Source organism: Enterobacter sp. DNB-S2 (assembly GCF_019443845.1).
Taxonomy (GTDB): Bacteria; Pseudomonadota; Gammaproteobacteria; order Enterobacterales; family Enterobacteriaceae; genus Enterobacter; species Enterobacter asburiae_B.
Window position 1 is genome coordinate 871,460 of record NZ_CP050520.1, and the last position, 22,996, is coordinate 894,455.

At 56.9% G+C, this 22,996-nt stretch carries 22 protein-coding genes; 11 read left to right on the forward strand and 11 right to left on the reverse strand.

Annotation, left to right across the window (positions count from 1 at the left end; all coding sequences use genetic code 11):
- Positions 1-78 precede the first annotated feature (78 nt).
- Complete coding sequence (locus HB664_RS04170; RefSeq protein ID WP_094935101.1) at positions 79-618, forward strand: isochorismatase family protein; 540 nt, start codon at positions 79-81, stop codon at positions 616-618.
- On the forward strand, positions 618-1,538 hold the full coding sequence (locus HB664_RS04175) for a GlxA family transcriptional regulator (protein WP_219940394.1): 921 nt from the start codon (positions 618-620) through the stop codon (positions 1,536-1,538). The genes HB664_RS04170 and HB664_RS04175 overlap by 1 nt, the downstream gene beginning before the upstream one ends.
- Here the strand turns inward: HB664_RS04175 and HB664_RS04180 are convergent.
- Positions 1,531-2,526 (reverse strand): acyltransferase, encoded by a 996-nt coding sequence (locus tag HB664_RS04180; RefSeq protein WP_033147006.1) that lies wholly within the window; start codon positions 2,524-2,526, stop codon positions 1,531-1,533. The genes HB664_RS04175 and HB664_RS04180 overlap by 8 nt on opposite strands.
- 183 nt (positions 2,527-2,709) lie before the next feature.
- On the opposite strand from HB664_RS04180, the gene HB664_RS04185 reads away from it, so the two are divergent.
- From HB664_RS04185 to glyS, 3 genes are all read left to right on the forward strand, one after another.
- Positions 2,710-3,015: a YsaB family lipoprotein gene (locus tag HB664_RS04185; protein WP_033147005.1), complete on the forward strand. Its 306-nt coding sequence runs from the start codon at positions 2,710-2,712 to the stop codon at positions 3,013-3,015.
- 161 nt (positions 3,016-3,176) lie between these two features.
- Entirely contained in the window at positions 3,177-4,088 is a 912-nt protein-coding gene (glyQ, locus tag HB664_RS04190; RefSeq protein ID WP_003860141.1) for a glycine--tRNA ligase subunit alpha, read from the forward strand.
- A gap of 9 nt (positions 4,089-4,097) precedes the next feature.
- Positions 4,098-6,167 carry a glycine--tRNA ligase subunit beta gene (gene glyS / locus HB664_RS04195; protein WP_219940395.1) on the forward strand — a complete coding sequence of 690 codons (2,070 nt, stop codon included), beginning with the start codon at positions 4,098-4,100 and terminating at the stop codon, positions 6,165-6,167.
- A gap of 92 nt (positions 6,168-6,259) precedes the next feature.
- Here the strand turns inward: glyS and HB664_RS04200 are convergent, their stop codons facing one another.
- Positions 6,260-6,697 carry a hypothetical protein gene (locus HB664_RS04200; protein WP_064673788.1) on the reverse strand — a complete coding sequence of 146 codons (438 nt, stop codon included), beginning with the start codon at positions 6,695-6,697 and terminating at the stop codon, positions 6,260-6,262.
- A gap of 719 nt (positions 6,698-7,416) precedes the next feature.
- Between HB664_RS04200 and HB664_RS04205 the strand changes: the two genes are divergently transcribed.
- Positions 7,417-9,036: an ABC-F family ATP-binding cassette domain-containing protein gene (locus tag HB664_RS04205; RefSeq protein ID WP_219940396.1), complete on the forward strand. Its 1,620-nt coding sequence runs from the start codon at positions 7,417-7,419 to the stop codon at positions 9,034-9,036.
- 39 nt (positions 9,037-9,075) lie between these two features.
- On the opposite strand, the gene HB664_RS04210 is transcribed toward HB664_RS04205, so the two are convergent.
- Complete coding sequence (locus HB664_RS04210) at positions 9,076-9,363, reverse strand: HTH-type transcriptional regulator (RefSeq protein WP_029740975.1); 288 nt, start codon at positions 9,361-9,363, stop codon at positions 9,076-9,078.
- A 331-nt stretch (positions 9,364-9,694) separates the two neighbouring features.
- On the opposite strand from HB664_RS04210, the gene HB664_RS04215 reads away from it, so the two are divergent.
- Positions 9,695-10,405 (forward strand): DUF3053 domain-containing protein, encoded by a 711-nt coding sequence (locus tag HB664_RS04215; RefSeq protein WP_023309949.1) that lies wholly within the window; start codon positions 9,695-9,697, stop codon positions 10,403-10,405.
- Positions 10,406-10,652: 247 nt separating this feature from the next.
- On the forward strand, positions 10,653-10,865 hold the full coding sequence (cspA, locus tag HB664_RS04220) for an RNA chaperone/antiterminator CspA (RefSeq protein ID WP_003860775.1): 213 nt from the start codon (positions 10,653-10,655) through the stop codon (positions 10,863-10,865).
- A gap of 58 nt (positions 10,866-10,923) precedes the next feature.
- Here the strand turns inward: cspA and ghrB are convergent, their stop codons facing one another.
- The 6 genes from ghrB to HB664_RS04250 all read right to left on the reverse strand — a co-directional run bounded on the left by ghrB (position 10,924) and on the right by HB664_RS04250 (position 17,029).
- Positions 10,924-11,898, reverse strand: a complete 975-nt coding sequence (gene ghrB / locus HB664_RS04225; protein WP_219940397.1) for a glyoxylate/hydroxypyruvate reductase GhrB — start codon at positions 11,896-11,898, stop codon at positions 10,924-10,926.
- A 26-nt stretch (positions 11,899-11,924) separates the two neighbouring features.
- Complete coding sequence (locus tag HB664_RS04230; RefSeq protein WP_023309951.1) at positions 11,925-13,205, reverse strand: MFS transporter; 1,281 nt, start codon at positions 13,203-13,205, stop codon at positions 11,925-11,927.
- Between the two features lie 169 nt (positions 13,206-13,374).
- Positions 13,375-14,313, reverse strand: coding sequence for a sugar kinase (locus tag HB664_RS04235; RefSeq protein WP_219940398.1), 939 nt, complete (start codon positions 14,311-14,313; stop codon positions 13,375-13,377).
- Between the two features lie 3 nt (positions 14,314-14,316).
- The gene (locus tag HB664_RS04240; RefSeq protein WP_039261178.1) at positions 14,317-15,066 is read right to left on the reverse strand and encodes a sugar phosphate isomerase/epimerase; all 750 of its coding nucleotides are present in this window, start codon (positions 15,064-15,066) and stop codon (positions 14,317-14,319) included.
- Positions 15,067-15,169: 103 nt separating this feature from the next.
- Positions 15,170-16,186, reverse strand: a complete 1,017-nt coding sequence (locus HB664_RS04245) for a LacI family DNA-binding transcriptional regulator (RefSeq protein WP_039261180.1) — start codon at positions 16,184-16,186, stop codon at positions 15,170-15,172.
- A gap of 180 nt (positions 16,187-16,366) precedes the next feature.
- Positions 16,367-17,029, reverse strand: a complete 663-nt coding sequence (locus tag HB664_RS04250) for an OmpA family lipoprotein (protein ID WP_024909080.1) — start codon at positions 17,027-17,029, stop codon at positions 16,367-16,369.
- Positions 17,030-17,240: 211 nt separating this feature from the next.
- Between HB664_RS04250 and HB664_RS04255 the strand changes: the two genes are divergently transcribed.
- The gene (locus HB664_RS04255; protein ID WP_258235890.1) at positions 17,241-19,520 is read left to right on the forward strand and encodes a molybdopterin guanine dinucleotide-containing S/N-oxide reductase; all 2,280 of its coding nucleotides are present in this window, start codon (positions 17,241-17,243) and stop codon (positions 19,518-19,520) included.
- Here HB664_RS04255 and HB664_RS04260 read toward each other — a convergent pair.
- Positions 19,483-19,929 (reverse strand): N-acetyltransferase, encoded by a 447-nt coding sequence (locus HB664_RS04260; RefSeq protein ID WP_032661790.1) that lies wholly within the window; start codon positions 19,927-19,929, stop codon positions 19,483-19,485. The two genes, HB664_RS04255 and HB664_RS04260, sit on opposite strands and share 38 nt — an antisense overlap.
- Positions 19,907-20,488: a DNA-3-methyladenine glycosylase I gene (gene tag / locus HB664_RS04265; RefSeq protein ID WP_143346378.1), complete on the reverse strand. Its 582-nt coding sequence runs from the start codon at positions 20,486-20,488 to the stop codon at positions 19,907-19,909. Before tag ends, HB664_RS04260 begins: the two co-directional genes overlap by 23 nt.
- 154 nt (positions 20,489-20,642) lie before the next feature.
- On the opposite strand from tag, the gene HB664_RS04270 reads away from it, so the two are divergent.
- Together HB664_RS04270 and HB664_RS04275 are read left to right on the forward strand one after the other, a co-directional pair.
- Complete coding sequence (locus HB664_RS04270; RefSeq protein WP_196355161.1) at positions 20,643-21,341, forward strand: autotransporter domain-containing protein; 699 nt, start codon at positions 20,643-20,645, stop codon at positions 21,339-21,341.
- A 238-nt stretch (positions 21,342-21,579) separates the two neighbouring features.
- Positions 21,580-22,782, forward strand: a complete 1,203-nt coding sequence (locus HB664_RS04275) for an MFS transporter (RefSeq protein ID WP_033146995.1) — start codon at positions 21,580-21,582, stop codon at positions 22,780-22,782.
- The last annotated feature ends 214 nt before the right edge of the window (positions 22,783-22,996 follow it).

Below are 22,996 nucleotides of genomic sequence, written 5' to 3' on the forward strand. Positions count from 1 at the left end.
GGATGTCCTTTTTTGGTCTGTGCGTGCCTTCATTTCCTTGCCAGTATGGTGTCACACCCACTGGCGAGGAGAACCATCATGTCACGCATTGCATTAATCAACATCGATACTCAGCAGTCATTCCATCACCGCAATTACTGGCAGGAGGACGAAATTCCTGCCTTTCAGCAGGCGATGCTGGGGCTGATTGAAGGCTGTCAGGCGCACAATATTCCGGTCGTTGATATTTTTCACGTGGATGAAGACGGTCCTTTCACCCTCGAAAGCGGCTATGTCAAACCGATGGCCTTTTTACGTCATCAGCCGGATGTGGTTTTCCAGAAACACGTCCATAATGCCTTCACGGATACCGGGCTTGACCGCTGGCTGCGCGAGCGTGATATCAACCAGCTGATTATCTGCGGCATTCGCACTGAACAATGTTGTGAAACCACCGCCCGGGTGGCATCCGATCTGGGTTATGCTGTGACCTTTGTTAGTGAGGCAACGCTGACGTTTCCCATGACGTACAAGGGGATAACCCTTAGCGCAGCGGAAATTCGCCATCGTACCGAGACGGTACTTTCCGGGCGTTTTGCCGAGATTAAAACGGTAGCGGAGACGCTGGAGTCACTGTAATGCGCATCGACGTCTGGTTCGTGATGTTGCCCGGGGTGCTGTCATTAGACATGACCGGCCCGGCAGAAACCTTTGTGCTGGCAGGCGACGCGTTTCGCCTGCATTACATTGGCCCGCAGCCTGACGTTCAGACGTCGATTGGCCTGACGATGAGCGGCATTCAGCCGCTGCCGGAGCGTCTGCCGGCAGGTAGTCTGCTGGTGCTGCCGGGTGTGAGCGACTCCCGCAGTCAGTTCTCAACGCCACAGGCGCAGCAGATCCAGCACTGGCTGATGCGCCTGCAGCCGCAGATCCAACGCCAGGAAATCACCGTGATGTGCGTCTGTTCAGGGGCCTTACTGGCGGCGAAATCGGGCCTGTTGAACAACCGACAGTGCACGACCCATCATGACGTTATTAGCCGTTTACGCACCGCGGCCCCCACGGCGACGATTAAAGAAAACCGCATCTTTGTGCAGGATGAGAATATCTGGACCAGCGCGGGGATCACGTCAGGCATCGATCTGGCGCTGCACATGATTAACCGCCTGTGCGGCCCCGAAAAGGCGCTGACCGTAGCGCGTGAAATGGTGGTCTGGTTCCGCCGTTCCGGTGACGATCCCCAGCTCTCTCCGTGGCTACGCTATCGCAATCATCTTCACCCGGCGATTCATCGGGCGCAGGATGCGCTCACCGCCGACCCGCAAAAAACGTGGAGCTTGCCTGACATTGCCGCACTGGCGCACGTCAGCCCGCGTCATCTCACCCGGCTTTTTCAGTCACATTTAGGGATTAGCGTTCGCGATTATCTGGAACAGCTGCGTCTGGCGGTGGCGGAGCAGTGGCTGATACAGGGGCGCGGCGTTGAGCAGGCTTCACTGGCGGCAGGGTTTTCCTCCCCGCGCCAGTACCATCGCGCCCGGCAGCGAAGCATTAGCTGACGAAGCGGCGAACGTCTATTTTTTGCAGCAGCATCGACAGCAGCAGGCTGATCGCCAGCGTGGCGGCAAAAATCCAGACCATATCCAGCACCGGCCAGCTTTTTAGCTCAACGCCTCTCGTGCGCAGCGCGTGGATCACCAGCGCGTGAAAACCGTAAATCCCGAGAGAGTGCCGCGAGATAATACTCAGCACGGGAAGGGCGCGCGTGTTCAGGGTATTTTTGGCAAGCGTGAGCAGCGAAACGGCACAGATAAAGACCATCGGCCCGCAATAGAGATACCAGGTATCGGCAAAATTGCCGCGCCACTGCAATTCGTGCAGCGTCCCGCGTGAAATCACTGCCACGCCAGCGATAAACAGCGCCCCGCAGAGCCAGTTCAGCCCGCGTTTTTGCGTGTCCATCATCCCGATGGCGCGCCCCAGCATGCCGTAAAGCACGTAGTAAAAAGTATCGCCGTTGATATAGAGATTGACCGGCAGCCACTCAAATCCGTCGATTTTCTGTGAGAGCGTATTCGGGTTGGCGACAATGCCGATAACCACCATCAGGGCCAGCAGCATTTTACCGCTGACGTTTTTTACCTGGATGAGCGGGGAGACCAGATAGATAACGATAATGGCGAAGAAGAACCACAGGTGATAGAACACCGGTTTTTGCAGCACGTATTTCAGCGATAGCCCGGCGTTAATGGAGGTGAACAGCGTGATATAGAGCAGGGCAACGGCGCTGTAGAACCCCAGGCAGGCCGCGATGCGGATGAAGTGCCGCGGCTGCGCGCTACGCTCGCCAAAAAAGAGAAAGCCGGAAATCATAAAGAACAGCGGCACGCTGACGCGTGACGCAGAGTTGAGAATATTGGCGATATCCCAGTTAACGGGGCTGATGCTGTGGGCATTCGTGACGTACCAGGTCGTCGTGTGGATCATGACCACCATCAGACACGCTATTCCTCGCAGGTTATCAATCCAGTTAATTTTTGACTGCATCAGTTCCTCGTATTCCCTGTAAATTGAGTGTGACTGCCATTGTCCAAAAGTCTTCGCTTGGAAAAGTCTGAGTTTTATTCAGCAGGCTTGTAGGGAGGCCGCGAGATTCGCAGAATGCCGGACCGTAATCTATAAAAGCTTTGATACTAAAAATAACAGCCACTGACCAGGGCGGTAATAAAAATGATGATGAAGCGTGTGGCGTCACTCTTTCTGCTGTTGAGCCTGGCGGGATGCAGCGCGCCGCAAGAAGCACCTGTGCAGAAAGCGCAGCAGGGTAAAATGAGCCCGGAACGTTCACTGAATATGGAAGCGCTCTGTAAAGATCGGGCCGCTCGCCGCTATAACTCGGACGTACAGAAAATTGATGTCACCGGGTTTGAGCGTTTTCAGGGAAGCTATGAGCTGCGGGGACATACGTCGCGCAAAGAGGGCTTTGTCTGCTCGTTTGATGCGGACGGTCAGTTTTTACACCTCTCCATGCGCTAGCCTGCTCGTATAATCAACAGCCAGACGCCGTCAGCGTTCTGGCCGGAAGGCTTATTTCCCCAATTTTCCCTAAACAACCCCGTTTCGTACTGTATATCTTGCAGCCAGCGGGTATACTGGTCCCTTCCATTTAAAACCACACGTATCCAGCACGAAATACTATGCAAAAGTTTGATACCAAGACCTTCCAGGGCCTGATCCTGACCTTACAGGATTACTGGGCTCGTCAGGGCTGTACCATTGTTCAACCTTTGGACATGGAAGTCGGCGCCGGCACTTCACACCCGATGACCAGCCTGCGCGCGTTGGGGCCAGAGCCAATGGCGACCGCGTATGTGCAGCCTTCCCGTCGTCCGACCGATGGTCGTTACGGTGAGAACCCGAACCGTCTGCAGCATTACTATCAGTTCCAGGTGGTGATTAAGCCATCACCAGACAACATTCAGGAACTGTACCTCGGGTCGCTGAAAGAGCTGGGTATGGATCCAACCATTCACGACATTCGTTTCGTGGAAGATAACTGGGAAAACCCAACGCTGGGTGCCTGGGGTCTGGGTTGGGAAGTGTGGCTGAACGGCATGGAAGTGACCCAGTTCACTTACTTCCAGCAGGTTGGCGGTCTGGAATGTAAGCCGATCACCGGTGAAATCACCTACGGTCTGGAACGTCTGGCGATGTACATTCAGGGCGTAGACAGCGTTTACGACCTGGTCTGGAGCGACGGGCCGCTGGGTAAAACCACCTACGGCGACGTGTTCCATCAGAACGAAGTGGAGCAATCCACCTATAACTTCGAATACGCGGACGTGGACTTCCTGTTCACCTGCTTCGAGCAGTATGAGAAAGAAGCGCAGCAGCTGCTGGCGCTGGAAACACCGCTGCCGCTGCCTGCCTACGAGCGTATTCTGAAGGCCGCCCACAGCTTCAACCTGCTGGACGCCCGCAAAGCCATCTCCGTGACTGAACGTCAGCGCTACATTCTGCGTATTCGTACCCTGACCAAAGCCGTTGCAGAAGCTTACTATGCGTCCCGTGAAGCCCTTGGCTTCCCGATGTGCAACCGAAACAAATAAGAGGCGGCCATGTCTGAGAAAACTTTCCTGGTGGAAATCGGCACCGAAGAGCTGCCACCAAAAGCCCTGCGCAGCCTGGCTGAATCTTTCGCTGCGAACGTGACCGCCGAGCTGGATAACGCTGGCCTGGCACACGGTAAAATTGAGTGGTTTGCTGCACCGCGCCGTCTGGCGCTGAAAGTGGCAAATCTGGCGGCGTCTCAGCCGGATCGCGAAGTCGAAAAACGTGGCCCGGCGATTGCCCAGGCGTTTGACGCGGAAGGCAAGCCGAGCAAAGCGGCTGAAGGCTGGGCGCGCGGTTGCGGCATCACCGTTGATCAGGCCGAGCGTCTGACCACGGATAAAGGCGAGTGGCTGCTGTATCGTGCGCACGTGAAAGGCGAAAGTGCTGAAGCGCTGCTGCCGGACATGATTGCCACGTCTCTGGCGAAGCTGCCGATTCCTAAGCTGATGCGCTGGGGCGCGTCTGACGTGCACTTCGTGCGTCCGGTGCACACCGTGACCCTGCTGCTGGGCGATACCGTTATCCCGGCGACCATTCTGGGCGTGGCGTCCAATCGCGTGATCCGCGGCCATCGCTTTATGGGCGAGCCAGAGTTCACCATCGACAATGCCGACCAGTATCCGCAGATCCTGCTGGAGCGCGGTAAGGTCATTGCCGACTACGAGCAGCGTAAAGCCAAAATCAAAGCGGACGCGGAAGACGCGGCGCGCAAGATTGGCGGTAACGCAGACCTGAGCGACAGCCTGCTGGAAGAAGTCACCTCTCTGGTTGAATGGCCAGTTGTGCTGACGGCGAAGTTCGAAGAGAAATTCCTGGCCGTTCCGGCTGAAGCGCTGGTATACACCATGAAGGGTGACCAGAAGTACTTCCCGGTCTATGCCAACGACGGCAAGCTGCTGCCAAACTTCATCTTCGTGGCGAACATCGAATCGAAAGATCCGATCCAGATTATCTCCGGTAACGAGAAGGTGGTGCGTCCACGTCTGGCAGATGCGGAGTTCTTCTTCAATACCGACCGTAAAAAGCGTCTGGAAGATCATCTCCCGCGCCTGCAGACCGTGCTGTTCCAGCAGCAGCTGGGTACGCTGCGCGACAAGACCGACCGTATTGCGGAACTGTCCGGCTGGATTGCCCGTGAAATCGGTGCAGACGTCAACCACGCGACGCGTGCAGGCCTGCTGTCCAAGTGCGACCTGATGACTAACATGGTGTTCGAATTTACCGACACCCAGGGCGTGATGGGCATGCACTACGCGCGTCACGATGGCGAAGCGGAAGACGTGGCCGTCGCCCTGAACGAGCAGTATCAGCCGCGCTTTGCGGGTGACGAACTGCCGTCCAACCCGGTTGCATGTGCCGTCGCAATTGCCGATAAGATGGACACCCTGGCGGGTATCTTTGGTATCGGTCAGCATCCGAAAGGCGACAAAGACCCGTTTGCGCTGCGTCGTGCTGCGCTGGGCGTGCTGCGTATCATCGTTGAGAAGAACCTGAACCTCGATCTGCAGACCCTGACCGAAGAAGCGGTGCGTCTGTACGGCGACAAGCTGACCAACGCGAACGTTGTGGATGATGTGATCGACTTTATGCTCGGTCGTTTCCGCGCGTGGTATCAGGACGAAGGCTACACCGTTGACACCATTCAGGCGGTGCTGGCGCGTCGTCCAACCCGTCCGGCTGATTTCGATGCGCGTATGAAGGCGGTTTCCCACTTCCGTACGCTGGAAGCGGCATCTGCCCTGGCCGCGGCCAACAAGCGCGTATCCAACATTCTGGCGAAATCCGACGAGACGCTGAACGAGCGCGTGAACGCCGCGACCCTGAAAGAGCCGGAAGAGATCGCTCTGGCGATGCAGGTTGTGGTGCTGCGCGACAAGGTCGAGCCTTACTTCGCGGAAGGTCGCTACCAGGAAGCGCTGGTGGAGCTGGCTGAGCTGCGTGACGTGATAGACGCCTTCTTCGAGAAAGTGATGGTGAACGTAGAAGATAAAGAACTGCGTATTAACCGTCTCTCTATGCTCGAGAAACTGCGCGAGCTGTTCCTGCGCGTAGCGGATATTTCGCTGCTGCAGTGATGTGCCGCTGTTACACATGCTAAAAACCCGCTTCGGCGGGTTTTTTTATGGGTCTTTTGTAGGCCGGATAAGCGCAGCGCCATCCGGCAGGTTTAGCCGATCGCGATTGTGCCTTCGTCTGTCTGCAGCCAGCGCGGTGCCTTCAGCGTATCGGCAAAGTAGCTGACCAGCTCGCACAGCAAATCTTCCATCACGATTTCAGATTGTCGCGGCAGTGAGCCGTTCATCAGCATCTGCGTAAGCTCCTGACAGTAGCGCCCCAGCTGATCGCATTCGGGTTCGAAAGCCGGAACGCGTGACGGGAGTTCCTTCACGGTCAGGCTGGCTTTTAAAGCGTCCGGAACAGGTTCCAGAAGCGTGGGTTGCAGAAGATTCAGACAGGCATAAAGTCTGCCGTAAAGCGCCATTTTTGGGGCGGGTTCTTCGCAATCTACCAGTGCGTCGGTAAAACGTTCGCAGTTATCCGCCAGTTCGGTGAAGTCGGTGGCATGGTTGAAGGGCAGGGTGATTAAAGAGTTAATCAATGACATAAAATAACCTCAGTGAGTGGTATATCTTCCGCCACGGGAGGTTCCAGACTCGCTGGTGGCGGAACCGAACAAGGTTGGAACGACTGGCCTCACTGACACCAGCGCGCTTTGCAGCGCCCCTGTCCGGCCCGCCATTGAGATGCAACAGGCCGTACGACACATAGCCTGTGTCGCCAGTGAAGTGATTCAGGGTTCCAATCCCGGCACCTGATTTTGCAGGTGCGAAGAGAACTTACTGCTCATCAAAACAGGCGGCAACAGTTTTGAGCTATGTCGCTGAGGGTATTACCATTTCTGGAAAGAGGCTCGCAAAATTACCGTAATGAGAAGCATACTGCGGGTAGAGGTTTTACAGCGACGCCATGGCGGTGGCGATTGAGCCGCCCTGGCACGTTCACAGGCCATGTCGTTACAGAGTAGCAAGGAACAACCCCCCACAGCCGTATGTTCCCCCTCACCCCAGCCCTCTCCCTCAAGGGAGAGGGGGCCGTCTGTGCAGGCAATATTTGGTGGGGATCCCTCAGCCCAAAGGGGGAGGGAGTATAAGTCGATCAAAATTTAACCTTGAAACCTTCAACACATTACCGCTATCCTTAACGCGTTAACTTTCTCGCGCTGGAGCGCCCCCCAAAAATGAACAAACACGACTGATGAATTTCGATCCTTGCTAAACGCCACCGCGTCGGCAGGGGATGTTTTGATTTCATTCAGGAGTGCTTATGGCTCATTTTGCGCAGTCCCCTTCTTTTATTTTGCATCAGGTCACCTGTCAGTTTCCGACGGGCGATACCCTTTTTGGTCCGCTGAATCTCACGCTGGAACCCGCCCTGTGCGCGCTGGTTGGCCGCAACGGCAGCGGGAAAACGCGTCTGCTGCGTCTGCTGGCGGGGCTGGACGAACCGGCTTCCGGTCATATTGAACGCTTTGGCTCGCATGCCTGGGTGGCGCAGCAGCACGTCATTTCGCCGCAGACGACGCTTGCTGAACTGCTCGGGTATGACGTTATTTTTGCGGCGCGTAAGCGCATCGACAGCGGCGATTACCAGCCTGACGATCTGGACATGCTCGACGGCCGCTGGGATGTCGCCGAGCGTCTGAGCGAAGCGTTTATCAATGCGAATCTCCCGCCGTTTGACCCGGATAAACCCGCCGGTGAGCTCAGCGGCGGCGAGCGCATTCGCGCCCTGCTGTGCGGGGCGTTTACGGCTGAAGCCGATTTCATGCTGCTGGACGAGCCCACTAACCATCTGGACCGACAGGGCCGGGCGTGGTTCTACGACCAGCTCAGCCGTTTTCAGGGCGGCGTGCTGGTGGCTTCCCATGACCGCGAGCTGCTGGCTCAGGTGCCGCGTATCCTTGAACTGAGCGCCTCGGGTCTGCGCAGCTACGGCGGGAATTATGCGGATTATCAAACCCAGCGCGATGCCGAACAGCAGGCGGCCCGCGCGGCGCTGGAACATGCTGCAATCGAGCGCAAACGCACTCGGGCACGCATGCAAAAAGAGCATGATGACAGCCAGCGGCGTTCGGCAAAGACATTGCGCACCGTTGATACCCTGAATATCGCGTCGTTCGAGCGGGTCAAATATAAAGGCGCGGCAAAAGAGCGGATCGGCTCCTGGAAAAAACAGCACAGCGAGCAAAATGAAGCCCTCAACGCCGCGGTAAAAAAGGCGCGTGAACGCGTTGAAGAAGATAACCCGGTAATGTTCACCCTGCCGGGGAGTCAGATCCCGGAGGGGAAGCAGGTGCTGGTGCTGGAGGATCTGGTGCTGCCGCATGTGCCTATTCCTCCGCTCAACTGGCGGATGGACGGACCGATGCGCGTGGCGTTAAAGGGACCGAACGGCTGCGGAAAATCGACGCTGTTAAAAATCCTCCTCGGCGAGATTGCCCCCCGTTCGGGTACCTGTAAGGTTTCCGTCAGCTGCGCTTATCTCGACCAGCATCTCTCCCGGCTCGATCTTTCGCAGTCGGTCATGACGCATCTCAACCTGAGTCATACGCCTCTGGAAGAGGGGGTATTGCGAACCCGTCTGGCGCAGCTTCAACTGGGTGCTGACAAAGTTACGCTCCCGCTGGCGGAGCTCAGCGGCGGCGAGCGTCTTAAGGCCGCCCTGGCCTGCGTGCTGTGGCGCGCGGAGGCTACGCAGCTTCTGCTGCTGGATGAACCGACCAACCATCTGGATTTGGCCTCGGTCCAGGCCATTGAAGCGGCGCTGGCCGGTTTCCCTGGGGCTTTGCTGGTGGTATCACACGATGAGGCTTTTCTAAGAGGCTTAACGTTAACGCATGAATGGGTGTGGGAAGAGGCGGGCTGGCGTTGCGAGAGCCTTTAAAACACAAGCCCCCGCAAAGGCGGGGGCATTCAATCTTCACTACGCTATCTGTTTGCTGAGTGCAGGGTTGGCCTGAATCAGGCGCATCAGCCTTAACTCGGTTGGGGTGGGTTTCTCACGTTTTGACTCCCACTCCTGCACCATAGCCACGCTGACACCCATCGCTCTGGCGAATTCTTCTGTTTTCAGTCCTGTCCCTTTGCGCAATTGCTCATATTCTGTAAAGGGATTGGATTTTTGTTGCAGGGTAATCGCCTGCGGTACGTCTTTAAAAATGATCTGTTCCAGACTGCTCAGCAGTTCAAACTCAGGATCTTTATATTCCATTGAGGACTCCTCTTAAATCTCACATCGTGATCAAGAACATCAGAGAGCCAGTTAAGAATAGTCCCTAATACGAACTCAGGATCGTCACGGGTGTGATTAATCGTGCGGTAACTATCGCTTTACCCGATTCAGCGATATGGATAGTTATGCTAATTACCTGATTAGTCATATGTCGGCTTCGGCAGGTATTTTTTTGTAAATGGTAAGAAATAAATCGGCAATAGCCGTTTTGCATGAAAAGAGTATCTTGCAAGGCTGACCTGGACTATCCTTGTCAGCGTCGGGCACGCGTGTGCCGGTGTGCGCTTTTTTGGGTGAAAGGAGTAATAAAATGGCGACAGGAAAGTCCTGCTCTCGCTGGTTTGCGCCTATTGCGGCGTTGTTGATGGTTGTTAGCCTGAGTGGGTGTTTTGATAAAGAAGGCGATCAGCGCAAAGCGTTTATCGATTTTCTGCAGAATACAGTGATGCGCAGCGGCGAGCGGTTGCCGACGCTGACTGCGGATCAGAAAAAACAGTTTGGCCCCTTCGTGTCCGATTACGCCATTCTTTATGGTTATTCACAGCAGGTGAGCCAGGCGATGGATTCCGGTATCCGTCCGGTAGTGGATAGCGTGAACGCCATTCGCGTTCCGCAGGATTATATGACGCAGCGTGAACCGCTTCGCCAGTCCAACGGTGCGCTTGGCGTACTGAGCCAGCAGTTGCAGAATGCGAAAATGCAGGCTGACGCGTCACGTTCTGCGCTGAAGCAGGGTGACGATCTCAAACCTGTCTTCGACAAAGTGTATGAGAAAGTGGTGACGAAACCGTCTGAAGCGCTGCAACCGCTGATTCCGGCCGCGCAAATCTTCACGCAGCAGCTGGTTCAGGTGGGCGACTTTATTGCCCAGCAGGATACTCAGGTGAGCTTTGTTGCCAACGGCATTCAGTTCCCGACCTCGCAGCAGGCAAGCCAGTACAATACGCTGATTGGGCCGCTGGCTTCCCAGCATCAGGCCTTTAGCCAGGCCTGGAGTGCCGCAGTCACGGCCACAGAATAAACCGAAAAAACCCCGCGCCTGGCGGGGTTTTTTTATGCTTATCGAAAATAACGCTTGTCATTCTTCTACCACATCGGTATAACTATCCCCGTCGGTTTGTTACACAGACCTAAAGCAGTTTAGTAAAGCAGTCCAGATTGTTATCCATAGATACCCTTCGTTGTGACCCTTCCTTCATCGCTTAAAAATCTGTAACGCAATCCATCAAGCCGGAAGGCTCAATATATTTGTTAATAAGGTAATTTCTATGTCTGCTAAAATGACTGGTCTGGTAAAATGGTTCAACGCTGATAAAGGTTTCGGCTTCATCACTCCTGACGATGGCTCTAAAGACGTGTTCGTACACTTCTCTGCTATCCAGAACGATGGCTACAAATCTCTGGATGAAGGTCAGAAAGTTTCCTTCACCATCGAAAGCGGCGCTAAAGGCCCAGCAGCTGGTAACGTTGTAAGCCTGTAAGCTTCCAACCCAGTAGCACAAAATTCAAAAACCCGCCTTCTGGCGGGTTTTTTCATTTCTATTGTTGCACCTGCGGGTTCACGCAGTTTATCTCCACCTTTCCGCTTAGGGCGGCGATAAGGTTATCGACCGCAGTGGCCGCCATGTTGTAGCGCGTCTCATGGGTGGCTGAGCCGATGTGGGGCAGGGCGACGACGTTTGGCATTGTCAGCAGCGGGGAGTCCACCGGCAGCGGCTCCTGTTCAAACACGTCCAGACCTGCGGCATGGATCTCACCGTTCTGCAGGGCTTCAATCAGCGCCTTCTCATCTACCACCGGGCCACGACCCGCGTTGATGAAAATGGCGGATTTCTTCATTTTTTCAAATGCGGATTTGCCAATCAGATGACGCGTTTCGTCCGTCAGCGGCAGAACCAGACAAACAAAATCGGCTTCCTGCAGCAGAGTATCCAGCTCGCAGTAACGGGCGTTGAAGCGTTCTTCGGCTTCACCGTGATGGCGACGCGCGTTATACAGAATCGGCATGTTAAAACCAAAATGCGCGCGCTGCGCCAGTGCCAGCCCAATGCGCCCCATGCCAACAATGCCCAGCGTTTTGCCGTTAACGTCCACGCCGAACCAGTCCGGTCCAATGCTTTTTGTCCATTCGCCCGCTTTCACGCGCTCGGCCACTTCCACCACGCGACGGGCCGTGGTGAGTACCAGCGCCATCAGCGTATCGGCCACGGTTTCCGTCAGGGCATGGGGGGTGTGCATCAGCAGGATCTTGCGGGCGTTCAGGGCATCCACATCGAAATTGTCGTAACCCACGGAAACGGTAGAGGTAGCACGAAGCTTCGGCATTTTCTCCAGCAGGGCGACATCCACTTTCTCGCTTGAACCCAGCAGGCCTTCGGCGCTGGCGAACGCTTCGGCGTGCTGCGCCACGGTTTCCGGGCTCAGGTTCTTCACCTGCGTGACGGTGAAGTGTTCTTCAAGGCGTTTCTGCAGATCTTCCGGCAGTGCTTTGTACAAAATGACGGACGGCTTCATGCTAATCTCCGTTGATTTTTAAGGATTCAGGCGTGGCGTGCGCCGACAGGGTGTTGTTGATTATTAGCAGGCTTAACAATCAGAGTAAGCCACACGGAGGCGAAAAGCGCCACCCCCATAAAGATGTACGATGCGGACGGGCTGCCGGTGGCACCGTTCAGGTAGCCGACGAACCAGGAGCCGCAGAACGACCCCAGCGCACCCATACTGTTAATCAGCGCCATCGCGCCACCCGCGACGTTACGCGGCAGCATTTCCGGGATGATGGCAAAGAACGGACCATACGGGGCATACATGGCGGCACCGGCGACCACCAGCAGGGTATAAGAGGCCCAGAAGTGATTTGCACCCACGGCCCACGAGCCGATAAAGGCAAAAGCAGCGATCAGCAGCAGCGGCCAGACAAACAATTTTCGGTTCTGCAGCTTGTCCGACGCCCAGGAGACGACGATCATGGCGATGGTCGCGGCCAGATACGGTACGGAAGAGAGCCAGCCCACTTCTACCATGCCGAGGTTTTCGCCGCCGCTGCGGATAATCGACGGCAGCCACAGCACAAAGCCGTACACGCCAATGCTCCAGGTAAAGTACTGTGCGCAGAGCAGGATCACGTTGCGCGAGCGGAAGGCTTCACCGTAGTTACGTACCGCCTTCAGACCTTGCTGTTCTTTATCCAGCTGCGCCTGCAGCGCCGCTTTTTCGTCTTCGGAAAGCCATTTCGCCTGGGCAGGTTTATCTTTTACCAGTACCCACCAGCAGAATGCCCAGATCACTGCCGGGACCCCTTCGATGATAAACATTTCGCGCCAGCCGAAGGACTGGATCAGGTAGCCAGACACCACCGACATCCACAGTACCGTGACCGGGTTACCGAGGATCAGGAAGGTATTCGCGCGCGAGCGTTCGGATTTGGTAAACCAGTTGCTGATGTAGATCAGCATCGCCGGCATGACCGCCGCCTCAACGACGCCGAGGATAAAGCGAATGGCGGCCAGGGCAGGAATATTGTTCACCACGCCGGTCAGTGACGCGCAGGCGCCCCACAGGATCAGGCAGACGAAGATCAGCTTACGCACGCTGCGGCGTTCCGCATAAATCGCGCCGGGGATCTGGAAGAAGAAGTAGCCCAGGAAGAAAAGGGCTCCCAGCAGGGAGGAGATACCTTTGGTGATGCCAAGGTCCTCTGTGATCCCCGCCGCGGACGCGAAGCTGAAGTTGGCACGGTCAAGATACGCCAGGCTGTACGTGATAAACACGATTGGCATGATGTACCACCAGCGTTTTACTGCATTGGTCGAACTGTTCATAGGCTTGCCTCTGTTGTTGAGGTTGTTACCGCCGTTGTCTGTAGGGTACACGGTGGCTTGTTTTGCTGAGTGCGATTTATGCCCCTCACCCCGGCCCTCTCCCCAGAGGGGAGAGGGAGCAAGTCATTCCCTCGCCCCTCTGGGGAGAGGGTTAGGGTGAGGGGGATGTTTATTCGTTAAGCTCTGCTCGCGTGGGTAATCCTTCGCTGTCGCCCTGCACCTGAATGGCCAGCGAGCCAATCTTATTGCCTCGCGCCACGGCCTGCAGCAGCGTTTTGCCTTCCAGCAGGGCGCTAATCACGCCCACGGCAAAACCGTCGCCCGCGCCGACGGTGTCGACCACGTTCTCAACCTTGACCGCCGCGACCGCGCCCTGTTCGCCGTTGGCCGTCTTAAACCATGCGCCATCGGCGCCTGTCTTCAGCACCACCGCTTTTACCCCTTTATTCAGGTAGAAATCGGCAATGCCTTCCGGCGTGCTTTCGCCGGTCAGGATCATCCCTTCTTTCAGGCCCGGCAGAACCCAGTCCGCTCTGAACGCCAGACGGTTGAGCTTCTCGACCATTTCCTCTTCGCTTTTCCACAGCACCGGGCGCAGGTTCGGATCGAAAGAGATCGTTTTTCCCTGGGCTTTCAGAGTGGCTGCCGCGTGATCCAGCAGTTCATACGAGCTGGCGGACAGCGCTGCCGCCACGCCGCTCAGGTGCAGGTGGCGCGCGGAGGCGAAATAGTCGGCGTGGTAATCCGCCACTGAGAGGTGGCTTGCGGCCGATCCCTTACGGAAATACTCCACGATGGGATCGGTTCCATTTTCGGCCTTGGATTTAAGCTGAAAGCCGGTAGGGAAGCGTGCATCAAGGGTGACGCCCGCGGCATCAATCCCCTCTTTTTTCAGCGAGTCGAGAACGAAATGGCCAAAGCTGTCGTCCCCCACGCGGCTGACCCAGCCCACGTTCAGGCCGAGACGCGCCAGGCCGGTCGCGACGTTCAGCTCTGCGCCCGCCACGCGCTTGATAAAGTGCTCCACCGCGCTCAGTTCGCCCGTTTCAGTGGCGACAAACATCGCCATGGCCTCGCCGATGGTGATGACATCCAGCGTCTTGTGCATGGTTTACTCCTCGCGCAGCAGGTTGACGTAATGGCGGGTAACGGCGGTTAAATCCGTCCCTTCCAGCGGGAACTCGATACCGCGCGGGGCATCGGCAGGCAGCTGGCCGAGCAGATCCAGCCAGCGCGCATCAGCGTGGTCCGGTGCCACGGCGCGGAAGTTATCTTTATGCGGCACGGCGGCTTTCACGTGGATATAGCTCACCGCAGGGGCAAGGTGACGCGCGGCCTCTTCGGGGGAATCACCGACCCACAGCCAGTTGCCCATGTCGAAGGTCAGCGTGACGGGCAATGCCATTTCCCGACAGGCGGCCTGGAAGCGCTGCATCGGCGCGAGCTGTCCACAGTCGGTCTGATCGTTCTCCACGACCAGCGCCATGCCGCTTGCGTTCAGCAGGCTACGCAGGGCGTCGAGAGGCTGCGCGTCGCGGAAATGGCCCAGGGAAACCTTCAGCCACAGGGCGTTCAGGGTGCTGGCCTCAGAGAGATAGCGGGTCAGATCCGGGTTGAGGGTGCCGTCGGGCATAAACAGGGCGGCGGGGGCGGAGTAGCACGCCAGCAGGCCGAGCAGCTCAATGGATTCTCCCAGCGCAGGCAGCGTCAGCAGCTCTTCGCTGCTGAACAGTTCCCGGCGGATCTCCACGCCGTCTGCCCCTGCGCCTGCAATAACGGGAAGCATCGCCCGCTGACCGCCTGCCTGTCGCACCTGTTCCGCACCGTACGCGGCGGTGACCACCATAATTTTCCTGCCCATCTTCGGACTCCATCGCAACATAACAATACTATTACGCTAGATGGAACCGGTTCCAAAGAAAAGGTCAGGATGTCGAATTTATGATCGGTATCACAAGGGAAAATTAACGCGCCGTGGAGCCGCGAACGATCAGCTCGCCGGAGAAGACCTGCTCGCGAACGGCATCGCTGGTGCCTTCAATGCGGCGAACCACTTGTTCAACAGCAGCATAGCCAATCTGCCAGGTGGGCTGTTTGAGTGTCGTAATGCCGACGCCCGCCAGTTCCGCCCACTCCAGTTCATCAAACCCCAGCAGACCGATATCGCTGCCCCAGTGCAGGCCAATGCGCTTGAGCGAGCGGGCGACCTGAAGCGTCAGCGCCCCGTTTGCGGAGATAACGGCTTTGCGCATCCCGCGATGGCGCGTGTGGAACTGGCGCAGGGTGTTGTCGAGCTGGTCGGCTTCGTGAAGCGGCGTTTCGGCATTTTCGGCGATCACGCCGGGATATCGCTCCAGCGTGGCGCGAAATGCGCTCAGGCGCTCGCGACGGGTATTGACCATCCCTAACGGTTCACTCAGAAACAGAATGGCCTCGAAGCCCTGTTCGATCAGATGTTCGGTGGCGGTCGTGGCGGCCTGGGTGTTATCCAGCCCGACCACATCGCAGGCAAATTCCGGAATTTTACGGTCGATGAGGACCATGGGCAGGGAGGATTGCTGCAGGCGATTTAAACCCTCTTCCCGCATGCCGACAGCGTTCACCACAATCCCTTCGACCTGATAGCTGCGCAGCAGATCGAGGTAATGCAGCTCCTGGTCGACTTCGTTGTTGGTATTACAGACCAGCGGCGTGAACCCCTTCTCGCGACAGGCGGCTTCAATACCGCTGAGGACGTTAACGGAATAGGGGTTGGTGATATCGGCGATGATAAGCCCGATAAGGCGGGTGCGGCCGCGTTTGAGCCCGCGCGCCATGAGGCTGGGACGGTAGTCGAGATCGGCAATGGCCTGTTCAATACGCGCCAGCAATGCGTCGGACAGCAGGTGTTTCTCGCCGTTAAGGTAGCGTGAAATACTGGTTTTACCGGTTTTGGCGGCTTTCGCCACGTCGCTAATGGTGGCCCGGGCTGGTTTGCTCATCGCTGATTTCCCTGAATTTAGTGAGAATACCTTAACGGGAAAATCAGACGAATCAAGTAATTTGCCCGGTGGCGCTGCGCTTACCGGAGGGTGCGGTCTGGTGCCCTCACCCCAACCCTCTCCCACGGGAGAGGGTGCAACCACTAAAAACGGCAACGAGCGTTGCCGTTTTGCTTTTGCCTACTGAATTGGGCTCAACGTAATCTCAACGCGGCGGTTCTGCGCTTTGCCTTCCGCCGTGCTGTTGCTGGCGATAGGGTTGGCAGGGCCCATGCCGCTGGTGCGGATGCGGTTGGCTTCAACGCCCTGGGTAATCAGCGAGCTGGCTACGGCATCGGCGCGCTGCTGGGACAGACGCATGTTCAGATCCTGGCTGCCGGTGCTGTCGGTGTAGCCCATCACGTTCACGGCGGTCTTGTTGTACTCTTTCAGCACCATCGCCACGCCGGTGAGCGTGTTCGCGCCCGCGGGTTTCAGCGTTGCGCTGCTGCTGTCGAAGGTCACGTTGTTCGGCATATTCAGGATGATGTTATCGCCGCTGCGCGTCACGCTCACGCCGGTTCCCTTCATTTTGTCGCGCAGCTTCGCTTCCTGCACGTCCATGTAATAGCCAACGCCGCCGCCCAGTGCCGCGCCCGCCGCTGCGCCAATCAGCGCGCCTTTACCGCGGTCTTTCTTGGAGGAGGAGAGCGCCCCCACGCCTGCGCCGACCAGCGAGCCGATACCCGCGCCAATGCCGGATTTACCCGCTTCACGCTCACCGGTGTAAGGGTTAGTTGTGCAGCCAGAAACAGCCAGTGCACCGCTCACCAGAGCGGCAATAACGAGTACGCGTTTTTTCATCTTCTTTCCTTAATCCTTTTTATTCTTTGCCACGGCGAGCGTGGCAGTTGATTATGACGTCCAGATACGGAGAAAATTCCGGGTATAACTCTGAAATTTGTGACAAACCATAAACTGCCTCAGAAAGAAGGCCGTAAACCTGCACGCAACCAGGAGCGCACGCTTGAGCACCTCAACGAAAACCATTCTGACCGCCGCCCACTGGGGGCCGATGCTGGTCGAAACCGATGGCGAAAATGTTCTGTCGTCCCGGGGGGCACTGCCAACCCAACATCCCAACTCGTTACAGACCGTCGTTCGCGATCAGGTGCACAGCAACACGCGCGTGCGCTGGCCGATGGTGCGTAAAGGTTTTCTGGCCTCGCCGGATAAACCGCAGGGGATCCGCGGTCAGGATGAGTTTGTTCGCGTGAGCTGGGATGACGCGCTGGCGCTGATCCACGCCCAGCATAAGCGCATTCGCGACACTTACGGTCCGTCGTCCATTTTTGCCGGATCTTACGGCTGGCGTTCGAACGGCGTGCTGCACAAGGCCTCGACGCTGCTGCAGCGCTACATGAGCCTGGCGGGAGGCTATACCGGCCATCTCGGGGATTACTCCACCGGCGCGGCGCAGGCGATCATGCCGTACGTCGTAGGGGGGAACGAAGTGTACCAGCAGCAGACCAGCTGGCCGCTGGTGCTGGCGCATACCGACGTGGTAGTGCTCTGGAGCGCCAACCCGCTCAATACGCTGAAAATTGCCTGGAATGCCAGCGATGAGCAGGGGATTGGGTATTTCGACGCGCTGCGCAAAAGCGGCAAGCGCATCATCTGCATTGACCCAATGCGCTCTGAAACTATGGATTTCTTCGGCGACAGCGCCGAGTGGATTGCCCCCCATATGGGCACCGACGTGGCGATGATGCTGGGGATCGCCCATACGCTGGTAGAAAACGGCTGGCACGATGTTGAATTCCTGACGCGCTGTACCACCGGCTTCGATAAATTCGCCGACTACCTGACGGGCCAATCCGATGGGGTGGCGAAAACGGCAGCGTGGGCGGCAGATATTTGCGGCGTACCTGCGGAGAAAATCCGCGAACTGGCGGCGTTGTTCCATAAAAATACCACGATGTTAATGTCCGGCTGGGGAATGCAGCGTCAGCAGTTTGGCGAGCAAAAACACTGGATGCTGGTAACGCTTGCCGCAATGCTTGGGCAGATCGGCACGCCGGGCGGGGGTTTTGGTCTCTCCTATCACTTTGCAAACGGCGGTAACCCGACGCGTAAAGCGGCGGTGCTGGCGTCTCTGCAAGGCTCGGTGCAGGGCGGCGTCGATGCCGTGGATAAAATCCCGGTGGCGCGTATTGTTGAAGCCCTGGAAAACCCGGGCGGTTTCTATCAGCACAACGGTCTGGACCGCCACTTCCCGGACATTAAATTTGTCTGGTGGGCGGGCGGGTCGAACTTCACGCACCATCAGGATACCAACCGCCTGATCCGCGCCTGGCAGAAGCCGGAGCTGGTGGTGATTTCCGAGTGCTTCTGGACCGGCTCGGCTAAGCATGCAGATATTGTGCTGCCAGCGACCACCTCGTTTGAGCGTAACGATCTCACCATGACCGGCGACTACAGCAACCAGCATATGGTCCCGATGAAGCGCGTAGTGGCCCCGCGAGACGAAGCGCGTGATGATTTTGACGTGTTTGCTGAACTGAGCGAGCTGTGGGAAGCGGGCGGTCGCGAGCGTTTTACCGAGGGGAAAAGCGATCTGCAATGGCTGGAAACCTTCTACCAGATTGCCGGCCAGCGCGGCGCAGCGCAGGGCGTGACGCTTCCGCCATTTGCCGAATTCTGGGAAGCGAACCAGATCGTCGAGATGCCGGAGAGCGAACAGAACGCGAAGTTTGTCCGTTTTGCCGATTTCCGCCGCGACCCCGAGAACCACCCGCTGAAAACCGAGAGCGGAAAGATCGTGATCCACAGCGAGCGCATCGCCAGCTTTGGCTATGCCGACTGCCCGCCACACCCTATGTGGCTCGAGCCGGACGAGTGGCACGGCAACGCCCAGCCGGAACAGCTGCAGGTGTTATCTGCGCATCCCGCGCACCGTCTGCACAGCCAGCTTAACTATACGTCTCTGCGCGAGCAGTATGCGGTCGCCGGGCGAGAGCCGATCACGCTGAATACCCTCGATGCGAAAGCCCGGGGGATTGCGGACGGCGACGTGGTGCGCGTCTGGAACTCGCGCGGGCAGGTGCTGGCAGGGGCGGTGGTGAGCGACGGAATTAAACCGGGCGTGATCTGCATTCATCAGGGCGCATGGCCCGACCTTGAGCCCGCCGAGGGAGGGATCTGTAAAAACGGGGCGGTTAACGTGCTGACCAAAGATCTCCCCAGCTCGAAGCTGGGGAATGGCTGCGCAGGGAACACGGCGCTGGCCTGGGTAGAAAAATATCAGGGACCCGAGCTTACCTTAACGGCGTTTGATCCGCCTGCCAGCTCATGATCCACGTCGGGTGCTGGGTATCATCCTGCCAGGCGCTGTCCTCAATGCGAAAGCCCTGAGCATGGTAGAAATTCACCGCCCGCACATTTTTCTGATATACCTCCAGGGTTAAATGCGGGAAGCGCTGTTGAACATGGTTCAGCAGCGCGCGCCCGATGCCTTTCCCGATGCATGACGGTGCGACAAACAGCGCGCCGACAAACTGAGACTGCATCACGCTGATAAATCCGTATGGCTCGCCATCCTGTTCCCAGACCCAGGTTTCCGCCGACGGCAGGTAAACGTCCCGCACCATGGCCTCGTTCTCTTTCCAGTAACCCGGCTCGATAAACGGATGCGCTTCCGTGGTGCTTTCAAGCCACAGGCTCAAAAGCGGCGCGGTATTCTCACTTTGCCATTTGCGGATCATGATGGCCTCCCGGATGACAGAAGCAGCCGGTAACGTGGTCGTTGACCAGGCCACAGGCCTGCATAAAGGCGTAGCAGATGGTGGAACCGACAAACTTAAAGCCGCGTTTTTTCAGGGCCTTCGAGAGCGCATCCGAGGCCGGGGTAGAGGCCGGGATTTCCGCGAGCGTGGCGGCTTGGGTGACCTGCGGATCGTTGTTCACAAACGTCCAGACAAAATCTGAAAATGATTCGCCGTTTTGCTCCATTGCCAGGTAAGCGCGTGCGTTACCGATGATGGCCTGGATCTTACCGCGATGACGGATGATACCGGCGTCCTGCACCAGGCGTTCCACGTCTTCATCGGTCATCGCGGCGACGGCGACAGGATCGAACTGGTGGAAGGCGTTGCGGTAGTTTTCACGTTTCTTCAGTACCGTAATCCATGACAACCCCGCCTGCTGGCCCTCCAGACAGATCATCTCAAAGAGTTTTTTGCCATCCGTTTCCGGCACGCCCCATTCCCGATCGTGATAGTCGATATAAAGCTGATCCTGGTTCACCCAACCGCAACGTTCCATCCGTCATCTCCCTTATTGATACTGATTTCGCAAAATTTTCATTCTGACTGGCTTGACGTGTTTACTATAAAGACAATAGTTAATACAAGGGTTATAAGCTCTTCCTGAATAACGACAAATATCGCCGAATTCGGCTCTCTCTGGGGTCGCGTTGATGATGATAAAAAAAATCAGTGGTCGCCATGCTGCTTCTGGCCTGGTGGGGATTTCAGCCTGCCTGTTTTTTTGTAATACAGCGTCTGCCTGGCAACAGGAATATATCGTTTCAGACGCCCAAAATAATACGGCGGAACGCTATACATGGGACGCGGATCACCAACCGCGTTATGAGGATATTCTGGCTGAGCGTATTCAGTCTTCGCAAAACGCGCCGGGTCTTGCCCTGAATATACCGTCTGGCAGCACGCCGGAGGGGACGATGAGCGTGGGCTGGAATTTTCCGGTTTCAGCGCGTATCACCACCGGCCCGGTGGTGGCGTGGCGATACGACGGCACGGCTCCCATGATGATCAACGAGTTTGGTGATAGCGCGTCGACGCAGGCAATCACCGACCCGCTCTGGCATGCCAGCGTCAGCACGCTGGGGTGGCGCGTGAATACCCAGTACGGCGATCTTCGTCCGTGGGCGCAGATTAGCTATAACCAGCAGTTTGGTGAAAACCAGTGGAAATCGCAGTTTGGCATGCCGCAAACGCCAGCCCCTGCCCAAAACGGTAGCTGGATGGACGTCACCGTGGGAACGGATATTCCTTTTAATACGCACGTGGCGGCCTATGCGTCGCTGGCTCAGGGGGAGCACGCCACCACCGGTGAGGAGTTTTTATACACCCTCGGCGTTAGCGCAAATTTCTAGAGTTGTTACTTTTTTAAACGTTACGATAACATCTCAAATACAACAACCACGGGCGTTACAGCGATAGCGGATACTAACACGCTGTCGCTTTATTCCCGGGCCAGGCCATTCATTCCCGATTCCAGGCATTTCATTCCGTTCCGCCTGCATTTCATGCCGTTTTACCCCAGCCGTATTAAGGTTTTGTTTATCGTTGTCCTCAGCGAACTTCCTTAATTTCTCCTGCAGGACAACTGCCATGAACACATCAACTTATAACCGCACGCGCTGGCTCACGCTCTTTGGCACCATCGTCACCCAGTTTGCGCTGGGGTCGGTCTATACCTGGAGCCTGTTTAACAGCGCGCTTTCCGACAAACTCGGCGCGCCGGTCAGCCAGGTTGCGTTCTCCTTTGGTCTGCTGAGCCTGGGGCTGGCGATTTCGTCTTCCGTCGCGGGCAAGCTGCAGGAGCGTTTTGGCGTGAAGCGTGTGACCATGGCGTCCGGCATTCTGCTGGGTTTGGGCTTTTTCCTGACGGCGCATTCCAGCAACCTGATGATGCTGTGGCTGAGCGCCGGCGTGCTGGTGGGTCTGGCCGATGGCGCAGGTTACCTGCTGACCCTGTCGAACTGCGTGAAGTGGTTCCCGGAGCGTAAAGGCCTCATCTCCGCATTCGCCATCGGCTCCTATGGCCTGGGCAGCCTCGGATTCAAATTTATCGACTCCCATCTGCTGGCGTCCGTTGGCCTCGAAAACACCTTTATGATCTGGGGCGCAATCGTGCTGGTGATGATTCTGTTCGGCGCCACGCTGATGACCGATGCGCCGCAGCAGGAGGTCAAATCCGTTAACGGCGTGGTGGAGAACGACTTCACCCTCGCGCAGTCCATGCGTAAACCGCAGTACTGGATGCTGGCGGTGATGTTCCTGACGGCCTGCATGAGCGGACTTTATGTCATCGGTGTGGCGAAGGATATCGCGCAGGGGATGGTGAAGCTGGATGCGGCTACGGCGGCGAATGCGGTGACGGTCATCTCCATTGCCAACCTCTCCGGTCGTCTGGTGCTCGGTATTCTGTCTGACAAAATTGCCCGCATCCGTGTGATTACGATTGGGCAGGTGGTTTCGCTGGTCGGCATGGCGGCGCTGCTGTTCGCTCCGCTGAATGAAGCCACCTTCTTTGCGGCGATTGCCTGCGTGGCCTTTAACTTCGGCGGCACGATTACCGTCTTCCCGTCACTGGTAAGCGAGTTCTTTGGCCTGAACAATCTGGCGAAAAACTACGGCGTTATCTATCTTGGCTTCGGGATCGGCAGCATCTGCGGCTCGCTGATAGCCTCTCTGTTCGGCGGGTTCTACGTGACCTTCTGCGTCATATTTGCCCTGCTGATTATCTCGCTGGCGCTCTCGACCACGATTCGCCAGCCGCAGCGTGAAGTATTCAAAGAAGCGCACGCGTAAGCAGTATGAAAGAGGCCTCTGTGGCCTCTTTTTTCTTTATGCGAGACGCTTCCCGTCTCGATATTTTGTAAAAATTTATACCGATCACACTCTCTGCTGCCACTTTTCTCTCCCGCTGTGGTCTACTTATCGCGCTTGTAGACGTTTCTAATAACGCTTCCTTACGCATTTACGTACTCTGTCCGCTTTCTCTTTGAGATTCGTCGGGTTTTTA

Bases quoted from the DNA above. Each gene is read 5' to 3' on its own strand.
- glyQ (WP_003860141.1), top strand. From the start codon at position 3,177: ATGCAAAAGTTTGATACCAAGACCTTCCAGGGCCTGATCCTGACCTTA.
- HB664_RS04205 (WP_219940396.1), top strand. From the start codon at position 7,417: ATGGCTCATTTTGCGCAGTCCCCTTCTTTTATTTTGCATCAGGTCACC.
- HB664_RS04230 (WP_023309951.1), bottom strand. From the start codon at position 13,205: ATGAACAGTTCGACCAATGCAGTAAAACGCTGGTGGTACATCATGCCA.
- HB664_RS04240 (WP_039261178.1), bottom strand. From the start codon at position 15,066: ATGGGCAGGAAAATTATGGTGGTCACCGCCGCGTACGGTGCGGAACAG.
- HB664_RS04210 (WP_029740975.1), bottom strand. From the start codon at position 9,363: ATGGAATATAAAGATCCTGAGTTTGAACTGCTGAGCAGTCTGGAACAG.
- HB664_RS04260 (WP_032661790.1), bottom strand. From the start codon at position 19,929: ATGATCCGCAAATGGCAAAGTGAGAATACCGCGCCGCTTTTGAGCCTG.
- HB664_RS04250 (WP_024909080.1), bottom strand. From the start codon at position 17,029: ATGAAAAAACGCGTACTCGTTATTGCCGCTCTGGTGAGCGGTGCACTG.
- HB664_RS04185 (WP_033147005.1), top strand. From the start codon at position 2,710: ATGATGATGAAGCGTGTGGCGTCACTCTTTCTGCTGTTGAGCCTGGCG.
- HB664_RS04200 (WP_064673788.1), bottom strand. From the start codon at position 6,697: ATGTCATTGATTAACTCTTTAATCACCCTGCCCTTCAACCATGCCACC.
- glyS (WP_219940395.1), top strand. From the start codon at position 4,098: ATGTCTGAGAAAACTTTCCTGGTGGAAATCGGCACCGAAGAGCTGCCA.
- cspA (WP_003860775.1), top strand. From the start codon at position 10,653: ATGTCTGCTAAAATGACTGGTCTGGTAAAATGGTTCAACGCTGATAAA.
- HB664_RS04275 (WP_033146995.1), top strand. From the start codon at position 21,580: ATGAACACATCAACTTATAACCGCACGCGCTGGCTCACGCTCTTTGGC.
- HB664_RS04255 (WP_258235890.1), top strand. From the start codon at position 17,241: ATGCTGGTCGAAACCGATGGCGAAAATGTTCTGTCGTCCCGGGGGGCA.
- HB664_RS04270 (WP_196355161.1), top strand. From the start codon at position 20,643: ATGATGATAAAAAAAATCAGTGGTCGCCATGCTGCTTCTGGCCTGGTG.
- HB664_RS04170 (WP_094935101.1), top strand. From the start codon at position 79: ATGTCACGCATTGCATTAATCAACATCGATACTCAGCAGTCATTCCAT.
- HB664_RS04215 (WP_023309949.1), top strand. From the start codon at position 9,695: ATGGCGACAGGAAAGTCCTGCTCTCGCTGGTTTGCGCCTATTGCGGCG.
- HB664_RS04235 (WP_219940398.1), bottom strand. From the start codon at position 14,313: ATGCACAAGACGCTGGATGTCATCACCATCGGCGAGGCCATGGCGATG.
- HB664_RS04175 (WP_219940394.1), top strand. From the start codon at position 618: ATGCGCATCGACGTCTGGTTCGTGATGTTGCCCGGGGTGCTGTCATTA.
- tag (WP_143346378.1), bottom strand. From the start codon at position 20,488: ATGGAACGTTGCGGTTGGGTGAACCAGGATCAGCTTTATATCGACTAT.
- HB664_RS04180 (WP_033147006.1), bottom strand. From the start codon at position 2,526: ATGCAGTCAAAAATTAACTGGATTGATAACCTGCGAGGAATAGCGTGT.
- ghrB (WP_219940397.1), bottom strand. From the start codon at position 11,898: ATGAAGCCGTCCGTCATTTTGTACAAAGCACTGCCGGAAGATCTGCAG.
- HB664_RS04245 (WP_039261180.1), bottom strand. From the start codon at position 16,186: ATGAGCAAACCAGCCCGGGCCACCATTAGCGACGTGGCGAAAGCCGCC.